The organism is Streptomyces sp. NPDC013157 (genome assembly GCF_042899865.1).
Classification (GTDB): Bacteria; Actinomycetota; Actinomycetes; order Streptomycetales; family Streptomycetaceae; genus Streptomyces.
Map to the genome: position 1 here is coordinate 338,244 of NZ_JBIBAK010000008.1, position 19,694 is coordinate 357,937.

The 19,694-nt window shown below is 72.5% G+C and carries 13 protein-coding genes and 2 pseudogenes; 1 reads left to right on the forward strand and 14 read right to left on the reverse strand.

The genetic code is table 11. The features are described from left to right. Positions 1 to 195 precede the first annotated feature (195 nt). From ACFY6U_RS25095 to ACFY6U_RS25105, 3 genes are all read right to left on the reverse strand, one after another. Complete coding sequence (locus tag ACFY6U_RS25095; RefSeq protein WP_390041612.1) at positions 196 to 645, reverse strand: pyridoxamine 5'-phosphate oxidase family protein; 450 nt, start codon at positions 643 to 645, stop codon at positions 196 to 198. Between the two features lie 139 nt (positions 646 to 784). Further along, the gene (locus ACFY6U_RS25100; RefSeq protein WP_390041783.1) at positions 785 to 3,208 is read right to left on the reverse strand and encodes a SpoIIE family protein phosphatase; all 2,424 of its coding nucleotides are present in this window, start codon (positions 3,206 to 3,208) and stop codon (positions 785 to 787) included. A gap of 396 nt (positions 3,209 to 3,604) precedes the next feature. Continuing rightward, positions 3,605 to 4,054: a hypothetical protein gene (locus ACFY6U_RS25105; RefSeq protein WP_390041614.1), complete on the reverse strand. Its 450-nt coding sequence runs from the start codon at positions 4,052 to 4,054 to the stop codon at positions 3,605 to 3,607. Between the two features lie 306 nt (positions 4,055 to 4,360). Here ACFY6U_RS25105 and ACFY6U_RS25110 point away from each other — a divergent pair, with 306 nt between their 5' ends. After that, positions 4,361 to 5,191 (forward strand): universal stress protein, encoded by an 831-nt coding sequence (locus tag ACFY6U_RS25110; protein WP_390041615.1) that lies wholly within the window; start codon positions 4,361 to 4,363, stop codon positions 5,189 to 5,191. A gap of 308 nt (positions 5,192 to 5,499) precedes the next feature. Here the strand turns inward: ACFY6U_RS25110 and ACFY6U_RS25115 are convergent. The 11 genes and pseudogenes from ACFY6U_RS25115 to ACFY6U_RS25165 all read right to left on the reverse strand — a co-directional run. Next, a pseudogene (locus ACFY6U_RS25115) lies at positions 5,500 to 5,652 on the reverse strand (hemin transporter); the annotation flags it as partial. A gap of 98 nt (positions 5,653 to 5,750) precedes the next feature. Continuing rightward, a complete protein-coding gene (gene adhE, locus ACFY6U_RS25120) occupies positions 5,751 to 8,414 on the reverse strand; it encodes a bifunctional acetaldehyde-CoA/alcohol dehydrogenase (protein ID WP_390041616.1) in 2,664 nt (887 codons plus the stop codon). 342 nt (positions 8,415 to 8,756) lie between these two features. Continuing rightward, a complete protein-coding gene (locus tag ACFY6U_RS25125) occupies positions 8,757 to 9,467 on the reverse strand; it encodes a CBS domain-containing protein (RefSeq protein WP_390041618.1) in 711 nt (236 codons plus the stop codon). A gap of 58 nt (positions 9,468 to 9,525) precedes the next feature. Further along, positions 9,526 to 12,210 carry a pyruvate, phosphate dikinase gene (gene ppdK, locus ACFY6U_RS25130; protein WP_390041620.1) on the reverse strand — a complete coding sequence of 895 codons (2,685 nt, stop codon included), beginning with the start codon at positions 12,208 to 12,210 and terminating at the stop codon, positions 9,526 to 9,528. Positions 12,211 to 12,404: 194 nt separating this feature from the next. After that, positions 12,405 to 13,952 carry an oxidoreductase gene (locus tag ACFY6U_RS25135; protein WP_390041622.1) on the reverse strand — a complete coding sequence of 516 codons (1,548 nt, stop codon included), beginning with the start codon at positions 13,950 to 13,952 and terminating at the stop codon, positions 12,405 to 12,407. 365 nt (positions 13,953 to 14,317) lie between these two features. Further along, on the reverse strand, positions 14,318 to 14,446 hold the full coding sequence (locus ACFY6U_RS25140) for a hypothetical protein (RefSeq protein ID WP_390041623.1): 129 nt from the start codon (positions 14,444 to 14,446) through the stop codon (positions 14,318 to 14,320). Between the two features lie 458 nt (positions 14,447 to 14,904). Continuing rightward, positions 14,905 to 16,491 (reverse strand): annotated as a pseudogene (locus ACFY6U_RS25145) (oleate hydratase); the annotation flags it as partial. 120 nt (positions 16,492 to 16,611) lie between these two features. Then, positions 16,612 to 17,592, reverse strand: coding sequence for an Acg family FMN-binding oxidoreductase (locus ACFY6U_RS25150; RefSeq protein ID WP_390041625.1), 981 nt, complete (start codon positions 17,590 to 17,592; stop codon positions 16,612 to 16,614). Between the two features lie 127 nt (positions 17,593 to 17,719). Further along, positions 17,720 to 18,421, reverse strand: coding sequence for a response regulator transcription factor (locus ACFY6U_RS25155; RefSeq protein WP_351498414.1), 702 nt, complete (start codon positions 18,419 to 18,421; stop codon positions 17,720 to 17,722). 78 nt (positions 18,422 to 18,499) lie between these two features. Next, on the reverse strand, positions 18,500 to 19,177 hold the full coding sequence (locus ACFY6U_RS25160; protein WP_390041628.1) for a CBS domain-containing protein: 678 nt from the start codon (positions 19,175 to 19,177) through the stop codon (positions 18,500 to 18,502). Between the two features lie 38 nt (positions 19,178 to 19,215). Next, positions 19,216 to 19,680, reverse strand: a complete 465-nt coding sequence (locus ACFY6U_RS25165) for a cyclic nucleotide-binding domain-containing protein (RefSeq protein ID WP_390041630.1) — start codon at positions 19,678 to 19,680, stop codon at positions 19,216 to 19,218. Between the last annotated feature and the right edge of the window lie 14 nt (positions 19,681 to 19,694).

Below are 19,694 nucleotides of genomic sequence, written 5' to 3' on the forward strand. Positions count from 1 at the left end.
ACGCCGCTCACGGGCGCGCGGACTGACGGCATCCTCGGCAACGCACGCGGGCGGTGCCACTTCCCCCACGGCCGGCCGGCGCCCCGACCATGAAACGGCCTGCGATGACGGCTGCGACGGAACGGCCGTCCGCTGCCGGACGCGACGGCGGCGACGGCCGTCCTACGATCGCGGTCACCAGGCGGGTCGCCGGAGTCAGCTTTCCGGTTGCCGGTCCCGCGGGGCCCCGGGACCGCCGGGTCGACCCAGTTCGCGCCCTGTGATCATCTCGGACTCGATCCGGACGAACACCGGGTCCGTCATCGGCATCCATGAGCGGGGGCCACCCTGCGCCAGCCGGGCGTGCTCCGCGGGATCGCGCACCACGGAGGCCCGTCCGGTGACGACCACGCTCCAACCGGACCGGTTCTCCGCGTCGAACTCATCCGCCTCGAAGGCCACCACCACGCCCGCGATCGCACGGACCAGAGCGGAACCCGCAGCGGTGCACAGCAGCACCGAGGCATCCGCGTCCACCGAGAAGCTGACGGGGAGGACCGCGGGCAGCGCCTGCTGGGTGTAGACGACGCGACCGACCGGTACCTTGGCGAGCAGGCGCAGGCACTCCTGGCGGTCGAGTACGTGAAAGCCGTCGTTCGGGAGCATTGGCCCATGGTCCTCCTGGTGTATTCGTCGCTGTAGGGCCGACAGGCCCTATGTCGGGCCGGCCCGTAGGCACACCCGGACCCTGCCGGCCGGGCGTGCGCACACGGCGAGTGGACGCGGGCGTCATGACCGCGTGCCGTCATCCGTCTCCCACGCCCAGTCCGATCTCGGCCCAGATGGTCTTGCCGCCGGTCTGGTGGCGGGTGCCCCAGCGCTGGGCGAGCTGGGCGACGAGCAGGAGGCCGCGCCCGCCCTCGTCGTAGGTGCGGGCCCGGCGCAGGTGCGGGGCGGTGCCGCTGCCGTCGGCGACCTCGCAGATCAGCGCGGCGCCGCGGATCAGCCGCAGCTGGACGGGCGGCTGCCCGTAGCGGATCGCGTTGGTGACGAGTTCGCTGACCACCAGCTCGGTCGTGAACGCCACGTCCGGCAGGTGCCAGGCCTCCAGCTGCGCGAGTACCCGGGCGCGGGCGTCGGCCACCCGGGCCGGGTCGGCGGGCACGTCCCAGGCGGCGACCTGGTCGGCGTCGAGCGCCCGGGTGCGCGCGAGGAGCAGGGCGACGTCGTCCTCGGGCCGCGGGGGAAGCAGCGCCCGGAGCAGCTCGTCGCACAGCGTTTCCAAAGGCCGGGGCACGGACTGGTCGAGGCATCGGAGCAGCCGCGCCTGCCCGTTCCCCAGATCGTGCCGGGCACCCTGCAGCAGGCCGTCGGTGTACAGCGCGAGGAGGCTGCCCGTCGGCAGTTCCCACTCGACGGTCTCGAACGGCAGACCCCCCACTCCCAGCGGCGGGCCGGGCGGCACGTCGACGAGCTCCGCAGCTCCGTCCGGCCGGACGACGGCGGGTGGCGGATGGCCGGCGCTGGCGGCCGTGCACCGGCGGGAGACCGGGTCGTAGACCACGTACAGGCAGGTGGCGATGACATCGGTCGGGACGGCGAGCTCGGGCTCGTGGTCCGCGCTGCTCTCCTCCTCGGCCGCGAGGAGGGTGACCAGGTCGTCGAGGTGGGTCAGCAGTTCGTCGGCGGGGAGCTCGACGTCGGCCAGGGTGCGCACGGCGGTCCGCAGCCGTGCCATGGTGGCCGAGGCCCGCAGCCCGTGGCCCACCACGTCGCCCGCCACCAGGGCGACCCGGGCGCCGGAGAGCGGGATCACGTCGAACCAGTCGCCGCCCGGCCCCGCCCGGGTGCGGGCCGGGAGGTAGCGGTGGGCCACCTCGACCGCGTCCTGGGCCGAGAGCCGGCTCGGCAGGAGGCTGCGCTGCAGGGCCAGGGCGGTGCCGCGTTCGAGGGTGTACCGGCGGGCGTTGTCGACGGCCACGGCGGTACGGGCGGCGATCTCCTCGGCCAGCAGCAGGTCGTCATGGGTGAAGGGGTCCTCGCGCCGGTGCCGGACGAGGACCGCCACGCCGATCGTGATGTCACGGGCGCGCAACGGGACGACCATGATCGAGTGGATCCCGAACCTGCGGACCACACCCGACCGCTCGGGATCGGCCTGCACCCAGGCCCGGATCGCCTGGTCCTCGGTGGTGTGCAGCGAGGACCTGCCGGTGGCCAGGCAGCGGACGGGGGGCGCGGAGGCCGGGTAGCTGTCGGTCTCCCCGGGCCGGATCAGTGCCTCGGGCGCGCTGGGCAGCACGGACTGCTGCGCCGCGCGGCGCAGCAGGACGGTGCCTGCCGTGGAAGGCTTCGGCTCGATGCCGCGGCACAGGGAGTCGAGCAGGTCGACGGTGATGAAGTCGGCGAGCCGGTCCACCGTGACGTCGGCCATCTCCTGCGCGGTGCGCATCATGTCCAGGGTGCTGCCCACCCGGGCGCTGATGTCGTTGAGCAGCGTGAGCCGCTCCCTGGCCAGGTACTGCTCGCTGACGTCGAGCGCGGAGACCTCGGCGTGCCGTACCCGGCCCGCCGGTGTGACGAGCGGGGAGACGGTGACGGACCAGACCTTCTCCGGGGCGTCCGGCTGGGCCCGCCCCCGGACGTGGAAGTCCTCGGGTTCACCTGTTTCGAGGACCCGGCCCATGCCGTCCTCGACCCGGTGGCACAGGTGCGGCGGCAGGATCTCCGTGACACGCCGGCCGCGCATCCGCTCCTCGCTCAGTCCGAGTTCCCGCGTGGCACCGGCGCTCGCCCGCACGGCCCGCAGCGCGGAGTCGTACACCATCACGGGCAGCCGGCACTGGGCGAACGCCTCGTCCCCCGTCACCAGGTCGGGCCGTGGCCGTTCCGGTGGCGTCACCACGAGGAGCCGCTGGGCGCGGCCCTCGCGGTCGACCAACGGATACGCACGCACCCACACGGTCACGGGGCGGCCGTCCCGGTGCCGGAGCAGGGCCGTCGTCGCGGTCCCGCCAAGGGGCGGAAGGCCGTTCACGCTCCCCGCTTCCGAGGCGACCAGACGGCTGACGTGGTTGCCGACGGCCTCCTGGCAGGGGTAGCCCAGCAGACGCTCGGCGCCGGGGCTCCACCGCCTCACGATTCCCCGGTCGTCGACGACCGCCGTGGCCGGGTCGACCGGATCGGGCGGTGTGCCGGGACTCCCGCCGAGTGGGTTGGCATCGCGCATGTCGGTCACCGCCTGTTCTGCCCGCTCGGACACCGTGGCCTCCGGACGAACGCCGGAAGGGCCGGGGATGCCCGAGACGGCCGCTCTCACCGCGTCGACCACGTCCCTCGCTTCTGTCGTTCCCATCGTTGTCCACTCGCTCCCGCGCGGCACTTCCATCGCCCTTCCTGCCGTCGCCCCTCGCGCGGAACCGTCCGGCCTCCGGGGCGGACAGCGGCCTTACCGGTGTCGCCACCGGTGGGCCGAAGGGCTTCGGCGCGGAGGCGACGGCCGCGATGACGTGCGGTGCGAGCCACCTGCCACAGGCCGTAGCGGGCCGGCCGCGCGGGGTGCTGCAGGAGGCGCGGCTCGCGGTCGAGGGTGCCCCGGACCGGCGGCCCGGACCCCGGCGTGCGCTCAGCTGGTCTTGTCGCCCCACCGGGGTCCCACGAGCGCCCATTCCCTGCCCCACTCCTCGATGCGGCGCCGGTCGAGCAGCCGTCGGGCGACCGCGCCCCCACCGAAGACAAGGCCTCCGAGAGCGGCCGCCGCCGCGGTGCCCAGGGCGCCCGACTCGATCGCGGCTTCCGTGGGGTCCGGAGGCGCCGAGGCCAACCGGCCGGCGCGGTCCTGCCAGACCGTGACCTCGGACCCTGCCTTGAGACCGGCGTCCGCCAGGGTCCGGCCCGTGTGCGTCGCGCCGTCGGCTGTGGTCCAGCGCACCGTCGTCGCCCGGCGATCGGTCGTGGTGCCGATGGCGGGGGTCGCGCGCGGCACGTCGTCGAGAAGCACGATGCCGTCGTGGCGCCGCAGCGGGTTGCTCCGCCACCGCCACAGCCATTTCCTCGCGTACTTGCCACTGGGCATCGGTCCGCACCTCCTTCCAGTCGTCCTGGTGACATCCCCGAAGGTGACAGCCGGCGCCGTGCCGGTGCATGAGCCGACCTGGTGCCGTCACAGGGCCGATCGGCACCAACTCCGCGGCCTGGGGCGCCCAGTGACGCCATCCGGGCTGAACGGCCCCTGCCCCGTGGGCCGTTCGGCCGTTGCCCGGGTTCCATCGGCATCTGCTGAGGGCCGGGGCGCACGAGGAGCATCGTCCGGAGAATCCGCCGCGCGGTGTCGATCGGCGCTGCCGTCGCACCGCCGGCCGAGGGAAGGAGAGGTACGACCATGACCCTGCGTCACATAGCCGTCGGAGTCGACGGCTCTCTGACCTCCGTGCGAGCTCTGGACCGGGCCGCGGCCGAGGCCGTACGGCACGGTGGCACGCTGCGCGTGCTGTACGCGGTTCCCGACCTCGACGAGGCCGCACCGGTCCTGGCCTACGCCGTCTCCCGCACCGGTGAGCGGTGTCCGGGGCTGTCCGTCGAGACCGTCGCGGTCGAGGGGGGCGTGGTGCACGCCCTGGCGCGCGCGAGCGAGGACGCGGTTCTCACCGTGGTGGGCAACCGCGGCTTGGGCACGGTGGCGGGTTCGGCGCTCGGTTCGGTGAGCCTGAGGCTGGCCGCCCTCGCCCGCGGACCGCTCCTGGTCGTCCGCGGGGACCACCCCTGCGACGAGGGCAGGCCCGTGGTGCTGGGTCTTGCCGACGACTCGGACATGCGGGCGGCGGAGTACGCCTTCCAGGAGGCCGAACGGCGCGGCGTGAACCTCCGTGTCCTGCATTCCCGGACGCGTCGGCACACCACCCCCGAACTGCCCTCGCTCACGGGGGTCCGCAGTTCCGGGCCGGAGCGGACGGCCATGGAGAGCCGGGCCGAGGAGGCCGTGGCGCGCTACGCCCTCGGTCACCTCCACGACCAGCACCCCGACATCGTCGTGGAGTCCGATACGGTCCGTACCGCCCCCGCCCCCGCACTGCTGACCTCGTCCCGGGAAGCCGCCGTGGTGGTCGTCGGTGCCCACCGCCGTACCGGTGTGTTCGGACCGCGCCTGGGTCCGGTCGTCCACACGCTGCTGCACCGGTCGCACTGCCCCCTGATCGTCGTACCGGAGGGATGAAAGCCCGCTGCCACGGCCGACGTCCTGCCACCCGGGATCCGGAGCGGCACCGCGGGGAAGCGGTGCCGCTCCGGTCGTCCTGCGTCTCCCGCGCTGCTCCTCCGAGCGCCCGGGACCGTGGTGTCATGCCGGGCGAGAGCCCTCGTCGGTGCCGTCGGTGTCCGTGCCGGGGGACCGCGTGCGGCCGCCGCGCCACGGCGGGGTGGCCGTTCGGCGTCCGTCGCTCCAGGACCGGGCGGCCCTGTCCGTCTGGCGGCGCAGTCGGTCCTGGAGCCGGTCGACGGCCTCCGTGGCCGTAGCCTCATCGGCTCGTGCGCGATCCTCGACAGCAGCCGGTCCGGCCGGGTCCCGGGACTCTCCAGCAGTGCGCGGGCGAATCCGGCGATCGAACCGGCCAGCGCACGGCGCTGGCCGCCGCTCGCCTGGTTGCCGCGGTTGAACATGCCGTCGAGAAGTTCTGGCCGGTCGTGGGGCGGCGGACTCTGCGGACAGCATGGAAACTCCCTGTCAGGACGGATGAGGGGAACGGACCGGCGGTGGCCGGATGCGGCCGGGCGGGCTACGCGTCGCGCCGGTAGTAGGCGGCCCGCATGAGCCGTCGCATGTCGTCGAGCAGGGGCATCCGAGGGTTGGCGGGGGCGCACTGGTCCTCGAAGGCGTTCAGGGCCTGCTGGGGGAGTGCGTCGAGGAAGGCCGTCTCGTCGACGCCCAGAGCCTGGAACGACGATTCGATGCCCACGGCGTTCCGGAGCCGCTCCACCGCCGCGGCCAGTGACTCGACGCCCTCCGCCGCGGTGGCGGCCGGCAGGCCCAGGGCGCGGGCGATGTCCTGGAAGCGTTCGGGAGCGCGGTAGTGCTCGTACTTCGGCCAGCCGGTGAGCTTGGTGGGGACGGTGCCGTTGTAGCGGATGACGTGGGGCAGCAGGACGGCGTTGGTGCGGCCGTGCGCGATGTGGAAGGTGGCGCCGAGCGTGTGCGACATGGCGTGGACGATGCCGAGGAAGGCGTTGCCGAACGCCATGCCGGCGATGGTGCCGGCGTTGTGCATCTTCTCCTGGGCCTCGGGTCGGGCCGCACGGTCGTTCACCGCCGCCTCGATGTTCTCGAAGACCAGCCGGATCGCGTGCAGGGCGAGTCCGTCGGTGAAGTCGCTGGCGTAGACCGACACGTACGCCTCGATGGCGTGGGTGAGCGCGTCGAAGCCGCTGTCGGCCGCGAGCGCGGGCGGGAGTCCGGCGGTGAGGAGCGGGTCCACGATGGCCACGCTGGGGGTGAGCGCGTAGTCGGCCAACGGGTACTTCTTGCCGGTGGCCGGGTCGGAGATCACCGCGAAGGGGGTGACCTCGGCACCCGTGCCCGACGTCGTGGGGATGCACACCAGGCGGGCGAGCTTCCCCAGCACCGGGAAGCGGAAGGCGCGCTTGCGGATGTCGGAGAACTTGTGCCGCATGTCGGCGAAGTCGACGTCCCTGCCCTCGGCCTGCTGTTCGTACAGCAGCCACATCACCTTGGCCGCGTCCATCGGGGAGCCGCCGCCCAGGGCGATGATGGTGTCCGGGCGGAAGTCCCCCATGAGGCGGGCGCCGCGCCGGACGGAGTCGATGCTGGGCTCGGGTTCGACGTTGTCGATGACCTGGACGGTGACCGGTTCCCGGCGCCGCCGCAGTACTTGCTCGACCCGGTCGACGAGGCCGAGCCGGGTCATCGTCGCGTCGGTGACGACGGTGACGCGGTGGACGTCCGGCATGGAGGTCAGATACCGGACGGACTGCGGCTCGAAGTAGATCTTCGGCGGGACCTTGAACCACTGGAGGTTGTTGCGGCGCACGGACACCCGCTTGACGTTGAGCAGTTGGGCTGCGGAGACGTTGTTGGACACCGAGGTGCTGCCCCAGGAACCGCAGCCGAGCGTCAGTGACGGCAGCAGGCTGTTGTAGATGCCGCCGATCGCGCCCTGGGAGGAAGGGGCGTTGACGATGACCCGTACCGTCTTCATACGACGGCCGTACGCCTCGGCGAGTTCGAGGTCACCGGTGTGGATGACGGCGCTGTGGCCCTGCCCGTGGAAGGCGACCATGTCCGCGGCCAGGTCGAAGCCCTGCTCCGTGGAGCCGGCCCGCAGGACGGCGAGGACCGGGCAGAGCTTCTCGCGGGTGAGCGGCTCCTGCGGACCGACCTGGCCGGCCTCGACGAGGATGAGCGAGGTGCCGGCCGGCACCGTGAACCCGGCCCGCTCGGCGATCCACACCGGACTCTGCCCGACGGCCGCGGAGTTCACCTTGGGCTCGCAGCCCGCGCCCGCGGTCCCGTCGGCGGGGAACAGAAAGGCCTCCAGCTTCGCCTTCTCCTCGGCGGTCGCCAAGTGGGCATGCAGCGCCCCGAATTCGGCGAGAACCGCGTCGTAGACCCGGTCGTCCAGGATGACGGCCTGTTCGGAGGCGCAGATCATGCCGTTGTCGAACGACTTGGACAGCACCAGGTCGTTCACGGCCCGTCGTATGCCGGCGCTGTGGTGGACGTAGGCGGGGACGTTGCCGGCCCCGACACCGAGTGCGGGCTTGCCGGCCGAGTAGGCGGCCTTCACCATGGCGTTGCCGCCGGTGGCGAGGATCAGCGAGACGCCCGGGTGGCGCATCAGGGCGCCGGTCGCTTCGACCGACGGAGTCTCGATCCACTGGACGCAGTGCTCCGGAGCGCCCGCCGCGACCGCCGCGTCGCGCACGATCCTGGCAGCCTCCGCGCTGCAGTTCTGGGCGGAGGGGTGGAAGGCGAACACCACCGGGTTGCGGGTCTTCAGCGCCATGAGGGCTTTGAAGACGGTGGTGGAGGTCGGGTTGGTGACGGGGGTGACGGCGCACACCACCCCGACCGGCTCGGCGACCTCGATCATGTCGTCGATGTCGTCGCGGGCGATGACACCGACCGTCTTCATCGGGCCCATGCTGTGCGTGACGTACTCGCAGGCGAACATGTTCTTGGCGGCCTTGTCCTCGAACACGCCGCGTCCGGTCTCCTGCACGGCAAGTCGCGCGAGGCCGGTGTGCTGGTCGAGGGCGGCGACCGAGGCCTTCTTCACGATGTGGTCGACCTGTTCCTGGTCGAGCCCCTCGTAGTCGGCGAGCGCCTTGAGCCCGTTGGTCACCAGGCGGTCCACCGCGACGGCGATGTCGGACGGCGCGTCGGCGGGTTCGGCGGTCGCGCTGCGGTCGGCGTGGCGGGTCATGTCGGCAGGCCTCCGTGGTGGAAGGGCGGCGACCGCACGGGTGGCGGCGCGGGAGGGAGCGGCACCCCGGGGGATGGGCACCGCTCCCATCAGCAGCGTCTCTCGTCAGCGGTGGTGTCCCCAGGGCCCGATGGTCCCCTTGAGGGACTGATCGGCCCGGGCCGTCGGGGCCGGATGTCCCGTCCGCCGCCGCTGGGCGCTGCGCTGGAATCGCCGCGATGCGCCGTCGTTCGTCCGCGGCGCCGTCGCGGCGGTCGTGCTCACGCGGCGGCAGCCGTACCGGCAATGCGGCCCTGCGTCCCTGCGGGGCGCTGCCGAGCGGCAGCGGACGTCACTCGACCCTCAGTCGTGGTGCGCACCGGAGGAGTGGGCGCCGTCGGCCGCGTGGGGGTCGTCGGCGCGGCAGGAGAGGCCGTTGACGACGCCGACAACTCCGTCCACCCGGTACGTCATCCGGATCGCGGTCGGAATGTCGCCGTGGTGCGGTACGGCTCCGGAAAGGGTGACCATGCCGTCCCGGACCGAGACGGTCACGCTGTCGGCCGGGAGCCCGAGCGTGAGGTCCACCACCTCGTCGCGGACCTCCCGGCCGATCTCGTCGTCCGTGCGCAGGAAGACCCGCAGCAGGTCACGGCGGGTGGCGATGCCGATCAGGCGGTCCTCCTCGTCCACCACGGGCAGGCGCTCGACGCCGTGCCGCTCCATCACACGTGCGGCGTCCGCTATCCGCTGTTCCGGATGCACGGTGATCGCGGGCGTCGACATCAGGTCCCGGGCCGTGACGGTGTCGGCGACGGCACCGGGACGAGGGCGCCCGAGGCGGCCCGACGGGTGGCGCCGTGACCGCCGCGCCCGGTCGGCCGGGGACCCGGCCGCCTGGCGACGGACCAGGTCCGTCTGCGAGACGACGCCCACGACCTTGTCGTCGTGGTCCACGACGGGCAGACCGCTGATCCGGTGCCGGTCCAGCAGCCGTACGACGTCCTTGAACGATGTCTCCGGGCGTGCCCCGACGACATCGGAGGTCATCACCTCACCGACGATGCGGGCCATGGCGGCCACCTCCTTTCCGGCCGGGCCGGGGCTCGGGGACGCGAGCCCGGCCCGGCGCTCACCTGCTGTCGCTCGACCCGGCCCCGGACAGTGTGGCCCGCCCGGCCTCCAGGCGGGCGACCGGGACGCGGAACGGCGAGCAGGAGACGTAGTCCAGTCCGGCCTCGTGGAAGAAGTGGACGGAGTCGGGGTCGCCGCCGTGCTCGCCGCACACGCCGATCTTCAGGCCGGGGCGGGCGGCGCGCCCCTCGTCGACGGCGATCCGGACCAGCCGGCCCACGCCGTCGCGGTCTAGGCTCTCGAAGGGCGAGGTGGCGAAGATGCCCTTGTCGAGATAGGCGGAGAAGAACGCAGCCTCGACGTCGTCGCGGGAGAAACCCCAGGTGGTCTGGGTCAGGTCGTTCGTGCCGAAGGAGAAGAACTCCGCCTCCTCGGCGATCCTGCCCGCGGTGAGCGCGGCCCTCGGCAGCTCGATCATGGTGCCGACGGGGCAGTGCACGGGCACGCCGGTCTCCTCGGACACCTCGGCCAGGACCCGCTCCACCTCCGTCCGCTCGATGCGCAGTTCCTCGACGGCGCCGACCAGCGGCACCATGATCTCCGCCTCGGGGGAGCCCCCGGCCCTCGTACGCGCCACGACCGCCTCGGCGATCGCCCGCACCTGCATGGCGACCAGGCCGGGCACCACCAGGCCCAGGCGTACGCCGCGCAGCCCGAGCATCGGGTTCTCCTCGTGCATGCGGTCGACCGCGTCGAGCAGCTCGGTGTCGTGCGGGTCCGGGTGTCCGCCCCGGGCCTCGGCGGCGGCGATCCGCACGGCGAGGCCGGTGCGGTCGGGCAGGAACTCGTGCAGGGGCGGGTCGATGAGCCGGATGGTGACCGGCAGGCCGTCCATCGCCTCCAGGATGCCGATGAAGTCCTGGCGCTGGAGCGGCAGCAGCGCGCTCAGTGCCTGCCTCCGCTCGGCCTCGTCGCGGGCCAGGATCATCGCCTCGACCAGCTTGCGCCGCTCGCCGAGGAACATGTGCTCGGTACGGCACAGTCCGATCCCCCGCGCGCCGAACCGCCGGGCGCGGGCGGCGTCCTCCGGGGTGTCGGCGTTCGCGCGCACCTCCAGCCGGGCCGTGCGGTCGGCCTGCTCCATGGTCCGGGCCACGGACTCGACCAGTCCGGCCGACCGCTCGCCCGTCTCGAAGTACCGCATCACCGCGGAGTCGACCAGCGGGGCGGCGCCCAGGTACACGGCCCCTGCGGATCCGTCGACGGAGATGACCGTGCCCTCTTCGACGACGGTCTCACCCACGGTGAAGCGACGGCCCTGGGCGTCCACCGCGATCTCCTCCGCACCGCAGACGCACACCGTGCCCATGCCGCGGGCGACCACGGCGGCGTGACTGGTCTTGCCGCCCCGGCTGGTCAGCACCGCCTGTGCGGCGATCATGCCCGGCAGGTCGTCGGGGGTGGTCTCCTGGCGGACGAGCACGACCTGCTCGCCCGCGGCGGCCCGGCGGACGGCCTCGGCGGAGTCGAACACGGCGGCGCCCACGGCCGCGCCCGGTGAGGCGGGAAGGCCGTGCGCGAGCGCCTCGCCGACGGCGGAGGTGTCGAACCGTGGGAACATCAGCCGGGCGAGCCCGTCCCCGGCGACCCGGCCCAGTGCCTCGGCGGGGCCGATCAGGCTCTCGTCCACCAGCTCGGAGGCGATGGCGAACGCGGCCTCGGCGGTGCGCTTGCCGACCCGGGTCTGGAGCATCCAGAGCCGGCCGCGCTCGATGGTGAACTCGATGTCGCACAGATCCCGGTAGTGCGCCTCCAGGGTCTCCATGTGACCGCGCAGCCGAGCGTGGGAGACGGGGTCGAGCTCTTCCAGATCGGCCAGTGACACGGTGTTGCGGATGCCGGCCACGACGTCCTCGCCCTGGGCGTTTGGCAGGTAGTCGCCGTACAGGCCCGGGCGCCCGGTGGCGGGGTCGCGGGTGAAGGCGACACCGCTGCCCGAGTCGGAGCCGAGGTTGCCGAAGACCATGGTCTGCACGTTCACCGCGGTGCCGAGGTCGTCGGGGATGTGCTCGCGGCGCCGGTAGATCCGGGCGCGCTCGCCGTTCCAGGACCCGAAGACGGCGAGGACGGCCCGCCGTAGCTGCTCGTCCGGGGACTGCGGGAAGTCCTCACCGGTCTCCCGGCGGATCAGGGTCTTGTACGTCTCGACGAGCCCGGCCAGATCCGGCGCGTCCAGGCCCAGGTCGTCCGTTGCGCCCCGGTCGCACTTGAGGTCGGCGAGAGCTGTCTCGAACAGTCCGCTGTCGACACCCATGACCGTACTGCCGAACATCTGTATGAGGCGGCGGTAGGAGTCCCAGGCGAAGCGCTCGTTCCCGGCCACCTTCGCCAGGCCGAGCACGGAGTCGTCGCCGAGACCGATGTCCAGGACCGTCTCCATCATGCCGGGCATGGAGAAGCGTGCTCCGGAGCGGACGGACAGCAGCAGCGGATCGTCGGGCTGCCCCAGCCTCCGGCCGGCCGCCTTCTCCAGAGCCGCCAGATGCTCCGAGATCTCCTCGGTCAGCCCGTGCGGCTCACTGCCGGCGGTGAGAAAGGTCCGGCAGGCCTCGGTCGTCACGGTGAAGCCCGGTGGCACCGGCAGCCCCAGCCGGGTCATCTCGGCCAGGTTCGCCCCCTTGCCGCCGAGCAGGCCGGCCAGGTCACGGCCGCCCTCAGCGAAGTCGTACACGTAACGGACCATGATGTCGGTCTCCTCCGTCGGGCCTCGGCTGGATGCTCTCCAGCGTCTGCCCGCCGGTGTCGGAGGGGGCAGGTGCTTGTCGGTCCCCTCCGGTGGGCCGGTCGGCCCAGGCGGATCCGTCGCTGCCGTCGGGGCGTGCCGCACACGGTCCACGCACGCGTCCGCCGGCGACGCCTGGGGCCGGCTGTTCCTGACTAGCTCTTCTGCAGTGCGCGGGTGACCCCGGCGATGACGGCGGTCGTCAGCACCCACCCGAAGGCGATCAGCAGATAGGCCAGCCACTGGAGGCTCCCGCTCGTCCAGTACCAGGCCGTGCGCTGCCCCAGGCCGCCGATGGGGATCAGAAGGTCGAGCGTGTAGACGAGGGGCTGGAACGGCGGGCCCTCGCCTCGCTGGACCGGACGAGGGGAGTGGCCGCCGAAGGACAGCGTGCCCAGCAGGGTCAGCGCGAGGAGCCAGACGCCGGCCAGCCAGGGACGGTAGCCGTAGCCGACGGTCACGTCGAGCAGGTGCCCCCACGCCCGCGCTGCCGGGGGCAGTGTGCGGCGCCTGTGGCGCTGTCTGGCCAGGAGCACGCGGCGGGCCTCGTCGTCGTGGCCGGACTTCCGGTACCAGCTCGCCAACTGCTCGTACGGCTGGGGGTTGTAGCCGGGACTGCGCCGTATCCACGCCACGCGCTCGGCCACGGAGTTCCGCCGCCCCACTGCTTCCCGTCTCCCGTCCGTCTTGATGGAACCGTAGACGAAGCCGTCCAACTCCACGACCTCGGGCCAGCTGTGCTCGCCGTCGTGCAGGTAGGACACCTGCGCACCTTGCAGGTCCACGGCGCCGGACGGCGCTGCGGCGAGGCCGAGGTCGAAGTCGACCGCCTGCATCAACGGGGCCGACAGGGAGGGACCGCTGCCGTCCGGCGGCCCGTTCAGGACGGCCCCCGAGAAGCTCAGACCGGCCGAGATCCGGGCACCCCGCAGCCCTACGGTCCCGTTCGCCACGAACCCGTCGGAGAGGATGACCGTCGAGGCCACGGAGTTCTCCAGATTGAGCGCCAGGCCGCGCGGGCTGGGCTCCTCCAGCCGCGCGCCGTTCATGTACAGGCCGCCAGGCAACTGTGCACCCGGGAACCGTACTTCGCCCCGTGCGACGAACCCGGGGCGACAGAAGAATCCTCCTTCCATGACGAGGCCGCCGGCGGCCAGGGCCCACCCGCCGGGCGCGTTGAGCTCGGCCTTGTTGAGGATCACGCCGCCGGCCACCCGGGCGTTGGTGAGGGACAGGGCGGTGATGCGGTGGTGGAAGTGGGAGGGGGCGCCGCTCTCGACGACCGAGTGCGCCAGGTCCAGGTTCCCCTCGATACGCGTGGCCCCGGCCTCGACGCCAGGCACCCGGCAGCTCCTGAGAACCAGCGTCTGGGTCGTGGCCCCGAGCAGGTTCACCGCCTGCTCGAACCAGCACCCTTCCAACCAGAGGGTGTATGCCAGCTGCGCGCCGGCCAGGTTGAGCGGTCCGACGATCCGCGCCCCGGCGAGCCGCAGACAAGGTACGGCGCCGGGCTGCCCGCTGTGCGCGCCCAGCATCAACGCCGCGATCACGGAGGCCCGAACCGTCCGCTCCGGCCCCCATCGCCCGCCCTCGGCGACACGGTCGTCCCCGGGCGCGTCCGCGCGCAGGTCCACGGCTCGCCCTTCGGGAAACGCGTTCCACAACTCACGCTCCGGCGAAGTCAACTCGTCGTATGAGAACACTCGTGCAGCGTAGTGATCCTGCTACGCGCCTCTCCCGTGCTTGTTTCTCACGCTGCGCCCGACCACGCCCGCCGGAGGGAGGCGAAGGCCGCCCCGAAGGAGCCGGCGGGGCCTGCCCGGGACCAGACCGGCGTCGCACCCGTGGGCCGGAAACATGATCCCCGGCCCACGTCGTCGCCGGAGCGCGGAGTTCGTGTCCGCGTCAGCGGCCGTCGGCCGTCACGTGCGGAACTCCCGGTGGTCGTCGCTCTTCCCGAAGTAGTGCCGTTCCTCGACGAACTCCCGCTCACCGGGGCGCAGGACGGTCCCCGGCGTCGACAGGACCGCGATCAGTCCGGATGTGACCGCCGCAGCCGGGCGGCGGTTCAGAGCTTGCGCAGCCAGTCGTCGGCGATGCCGTGCACGACGCCGCCCGCCGGCCGCACGTGCCTGTCGTCCAGCCGGAAGGACAGGTGGTCGACGACGTCCACGACGCCGTCCGGCCGACGGGTCACACCGACTGCGACGGTATGTCGCTGAACGGTATGCCGTACCGCGCCGTGACGACTTCGTCGACCAGGAGAGCGCCGATCCTCGTGGGCCTCATGGCCGTGCCTCCCTTTCCCGATGGCGACTGATGCGAACACCACCTGGGCCGAGCGGGCACGGGCGGGGCCGAGCAGCCCTCGATTCCCCTGCCCGGCCGGTGGCGGGCCGACGCCGAGGGGCCGTACGGCCCTGGGAGGGGACCGGGCAGCCTCTGCCCTCGCGCAGGCCGCGGCGCGACGCTGGTACGGACAGCATGGTTCACTTCCCCGGTTCGGCGACGTCCGGGCCGACGTCGCGGGATGGACTCGTTTCCACGGTCCCTGGGGGAGGCCGCCGGACAACAGGTCCCGGACGGCCCTTCCGAGGGCCGGTGGACCCCGGTCCGAGGTGGCCTGGGCCGAGCGGCCTTCCCGGGGTGCGTGCTTCAACGCCGGTGCATGGTCTCCAGAGCGGCCGCCAGGACACGGGGATCGTGGTGGCCCTTGTAGACGGGAGGCGGCTGCTTGTCGAGGTGGAGCAGCCGGGACACCGCCGTCCACGCCGTGCGTACGGAGTACTCGACCGTGAAGACGACGTCGTCCGGCACCTCCGCGAACTGCCCGATGAAGGCGAGGTTGACCGAGCCCTCGGGGACGACCTCGGGGCGGTCGTCACGACGGCGGTTCAGGAACTGGCTGGTGATGTAGGGCATCACGCACGGGATGACCGTCGACGTTTCGAGGACCCGGGCACTGGTCCGGTCGTCGAAGTGCAGGTGGTGCAGGACCTCTTCGAGGATCTCCCGGCCCGAGCACATGGTCATGGGCTTGGGCGTGTGGTTGCCGGCGCGGCCGGGGAAGAGGCCGTAGCCCCACCAGACCGAGACGCCCTCGGGCTGGTCCCGGTAGACGGGCTGGCGGTTGGCGACGATGGTGAGCAGCCAGTTGGAGTCGGTGAACGTCATCAGCCCGCCCCTGCCGGTCTCACGGCCGCTGAACCCGGCCAGGGCGTCGAGGAAGGCGGGGTCCTTGGCGGTGACGGTGAAGGACTCCCAGCGGGACTCCTTCACGTGCTTGTCGAAGGCGTCGGGGTTCCCGAAGTTCTCGTGTCCGCGGGCCAGCCGGTGCCACAGCAGCCAGGCGTCCGAGCGCTGGGGAGGCGGAGGCGGGGGAGAGGTGTGCGTGCCGCGGCTGGAGGCGTCGGTCATGGAGCCGTTGGTGACCAGGACCAGGTCCTCGGGGGCGACGGCGATCCGCTCCTCGCGGCCAGCCCGGGACACGCGGACGGCTTCCACCGTCCTGCCGTTCTTCCCGGCGGCGAAGTCGAGGTCGGTCACCGTGCATCCGGGATGGATGGTCACCCCGTGCTCGCGCAGCCAGGCGGCCAGCGGGCGCACGAGCGAGTCGTACTGGTTGTACCGGGTCCGGTGGATACCGGACATGGAGCCGAACTCCGGGAACAGGTGGATGAAGCGGCGGAGGTAGCGGCGGAACTCGATGGCGCTGTGCCAGGGCTGGAAGGCGAACGTGGTGCACCACATGAACCAGAAGTTCGTGGTGAAGAAGTGCTCGCCGAAGCAGTCGGTGATCCGTTTGCTGTCCAGGTGGCCCTCGGGAGCGGCCAGACACCGGACCAGGTCCAGACGATCACGCTCGGAGAACCCCATGGAGCCGGTGGCGGCGATCTTGCCGTCACCGTCGACCAGCCGCGCGATGTCGTCCCAGGCGAACTCCTCGTGCCCGGCCAGGATCTCCTGTGTCACGGACACCGAGGGATCGTCGAGCGTGGGAATTCCGGACAGCAGGTCGTAGGTGCAGCGGAACTCCGCCTCGAACATCCGGCCGCCGCGCATGGTGTAGCCGGCCTCCGCCGTGCCACCCGCGTCCAGACTGCCGCCGATGCCCATCTGCTCCTCGAAGAGGTGGATGTCCGCCCCGTCGAAGCCACCGTCGCGGATCAGGAACGCCGCCGCGGCGAGCGCCGCGACCCCGCTGCCCACCAGATATGCCTTCGCCATCAGAACACTCCTCGTCGCTCGCGTCCGTGGATCGGGAACCGCGCCTCCTACGTTTTCCTGCGCGAGCGGTGTCGTCAGTGGGCCATTGGTCACCGGCCGGGGCCGGACGGCCCCGGCGGACCGGCGCGCATCACCTCAGGAAGCGCGCCATGGTGTCGGCACGGGCAGACGCGGAGACGGAGGTCCCTCCGGGCCGTATCCGGCACGTATCACCATCTGCGCGTGGCGAGGGCGTCCGCTCGCCGACGGGAGGATCAGCCGGTCACGCAGATCGGGCCATTCCAGTGCCTGGTCGAGGAGTGAGGCTCGCACGCCGTGCGCCGTGGCCACCAGCAGGACGTGTTCGAGAGCCTGACCCGCGCGCAGCCAGTCGGCCCGGCGGTCGTGGTCGGTCGACAGGACGAGGAGGTGCGGACGGTGTTCGAAGGGGACCGCGGTCAGCGCGCCCGGACGCCGGTGAGTGCCGAAGTCCCGCATCGGGACGCGATCCAGGAAGTCCTGGGGGCCGAGGACCTCGGGCGCCAGCCCGTCGGCCGCACGGCCGCTCGCGCGGACCCACCGGCGGCTCTCCGCCGCTCGGTCGGTGTCGGCGTTGTTGCGGTGTTCCGCCTGGCCGATCAGCCGGAGCAGGGGATCCACGTCCGCGGGCGACACGAGGTCGAGGTGGGCGCCGTCGGCACCGGCGGCGTCGCGGAGTTCCCTGACCACGGCGGTCGGCAGCGCCCGGTCCGAGAAGGGGAAACGGCAGCTGTGGCGCCGCCACACCGCTTCGTACAGGGCTGGGGGCACCGATGTCCTGGAGGCGCCGGCGAGACGCACCGTGGCCAGCAGGTCCGGTTGTTCCGGACGGGGCGGCAGCCGGGGCACCGGCTCCCAGCCGAAGTGCACGGCCGCGACCCTGGGGTTGAAGAGGGCGCAGCCGACCGAGACGTGCAGGGCCCTGCCGGTCGGGTCGGTGTGGCGCAGGGCGCGCCCGGTGGCGGCGCGCATCTGGAGGGTGAGCGCCCCGGGGTCCAGGCGGAAGCGCCAGGGCTGCGTGGTGTGGACCGACGGCGCGGCAACGGCGGCGGCGACCAGTTTCTCCAGGGTGTACGCGTCGAGAGCCGTGGCGGACATGGTGACTCCTTCCCCGACCGGGCCGCACCGGTGCGAGGCAGGACCGGTGCGGCGGCTGCTTCGGGCATCTCCGGCGGCGATGCACGGCGGCCGGGGCCGTTCGGCCTCACCAGGCTCTGCGCACGGTTCACCGCACCGGTCGGTCCCCGGTCTCCGGCTGTTCCAGGTGGGAGGCGAGGACGGCGGCCTGGACGCGGCGCTGGACGCCCAGCTTGGCCAGGAGCCGGGAGATGTGGTTCTTGACGGTCTTCTCGGAGAGGTAGAGCTTCTTGCCGATCTCGCGGTTGGTGAGGCCGTCCCCGATCAGGGCGAGGATGTCGCGTTCGCGGGGGGACAGGCCCGCCAGCTCGGGTGGTGTGGCGGGGGTCTCGGCGGGGTCGGCGCGCAGGGAGCGCATGAGGCGGGCGGTGGTCGCGGGGTCCAGCATCGACTGGCCGGAGGCGACCGTGCGGACCGCGGAGACCAGGTCGGAGCCCTTGATCTGCTTGAGGACGTAGCCGGACGCCCCGGCCATGATCGCGTCGAGGAGGGCTTCCTCGTCGTCGAAGGAGGTGAGCATGAGGCAGGCGAGGCCGGGCATCTGGTCGCGCAGCTCGCGGCAGACGGTGATGCCGTCGCCGTCGGGCAGGCGGACGTCGAGGACGGCGACGTGGGGGCGCAGGGCGGGGCCGCGGGCGAGGGCGTGCTGGACGGTGCCGGCGTCGCCGACGACCGTGATGTCGGGTTCCGCGTCGAGGAGGTCGGTGATGCCGCGCCGGACGACCTCGTGGTCGTCCAGCAGGAACACGCGGATCGGGTCCTGTTCCGAGAAGGTGCGCGGCTCTGTCATCGACGTCCCCTTGTTCCCCGACTGAAGGACGGACTGCGTACCGCCCGGGACGATCATCGCCCGCCGGGGCCGGTCGCACTAGGGCCGACCGGCCCCACTTGCCTCCTCCGGACGGTCGGCCGACAGCTCGAACTCCACGTCCACCACTCCTTCGACGGCCCGCACCAGCCGCGCCGCGACGGGGACGAGGGCGGTGTCCCGGATCCTGCCGACGAGCTTCACCACTCCCTCCCGGACGTCGACGTGCAGCACGGAGGAGGGCGGCGGGAAGAGGTAGGAGACCACCTCGCGCCGCACCTCCTCGGCGATCTCCTCGTCGCCGCGCAGGAAGACCTTGAGCAGGTCGGCCCGGCTCACCACGCCCTGGAGCAGACCGAGCTCGTCCACCACGGGCAGCCGCTTGACCTTGGCGCGTGCCATGGTGCGGGCGGCCTCGGCGAGGGTGGCGTCCGGACGGGTGGTGAGGGCGGGGGAGGTCATCAGCGCTTCGGCCGTCACCGCGCCGGCCTTCGTCAGGTCGGCGATCCGGCGCAGCCGGGTCCGGGGGTCCGTGGCACCGTCCCGGAGCTCCTCCTCGTGCAGGAGGTCCGCCTCGGAGACGACTCCGACGACGCGGCCCTCGCCCTCGACGACGGGCAGGGCGCTCACCTGCCAGTCCCGCATCAGCCGCACCAGTTCCTTGAAGGGGGCCCGGGGCCCGACGCTGACGACGGTCTGCGTCATGACGTCGCTCACGATGTGCGGTGTGCCGTGCATGGTCACTCCCAGGAGAGCCGAAGGTGCCGGGCGGGCCGTCAGACGCCGGCGTCGGCGCCGTACGGGGCGTACAGGTCCAGCAGGCGGGTACGGGCGGCACGCAGGCGGTGGGCGAGCACCTGTCCCACCCACTGGCTCACGGCGTTGCCCAGTGCCGGGTCGTCCTGGCACATGGACCGGACGGCGACGGCGTCGAACTCGTAGGCCCGGACCGGCGTGGTGGCCTCGGCGCCCAGGTGCCACACATGGGGTGCGAACAGCCAGGACCAGCCGATCAGCTCGTCGTGGCCGAGGTTCTCGATGACGGCCGCCCGGCGGCCGGGGACGTGCATGTCGAGTTCGACCCGGCCGGAGCGGATGATCCAGAACCGGTCGGCGCGAGCGCCTTCCTCGAAGAGCCGGGTTCCCTGGGGGAAGGAGACCTCCCGGGCGAAGCGCATCAGCCGTTCCCGGTGTTCGCCGGGAAGTGCGCGCAGCATGGTGGGCGTCGGTGTGGTGATCATGACGTACCTCCCGG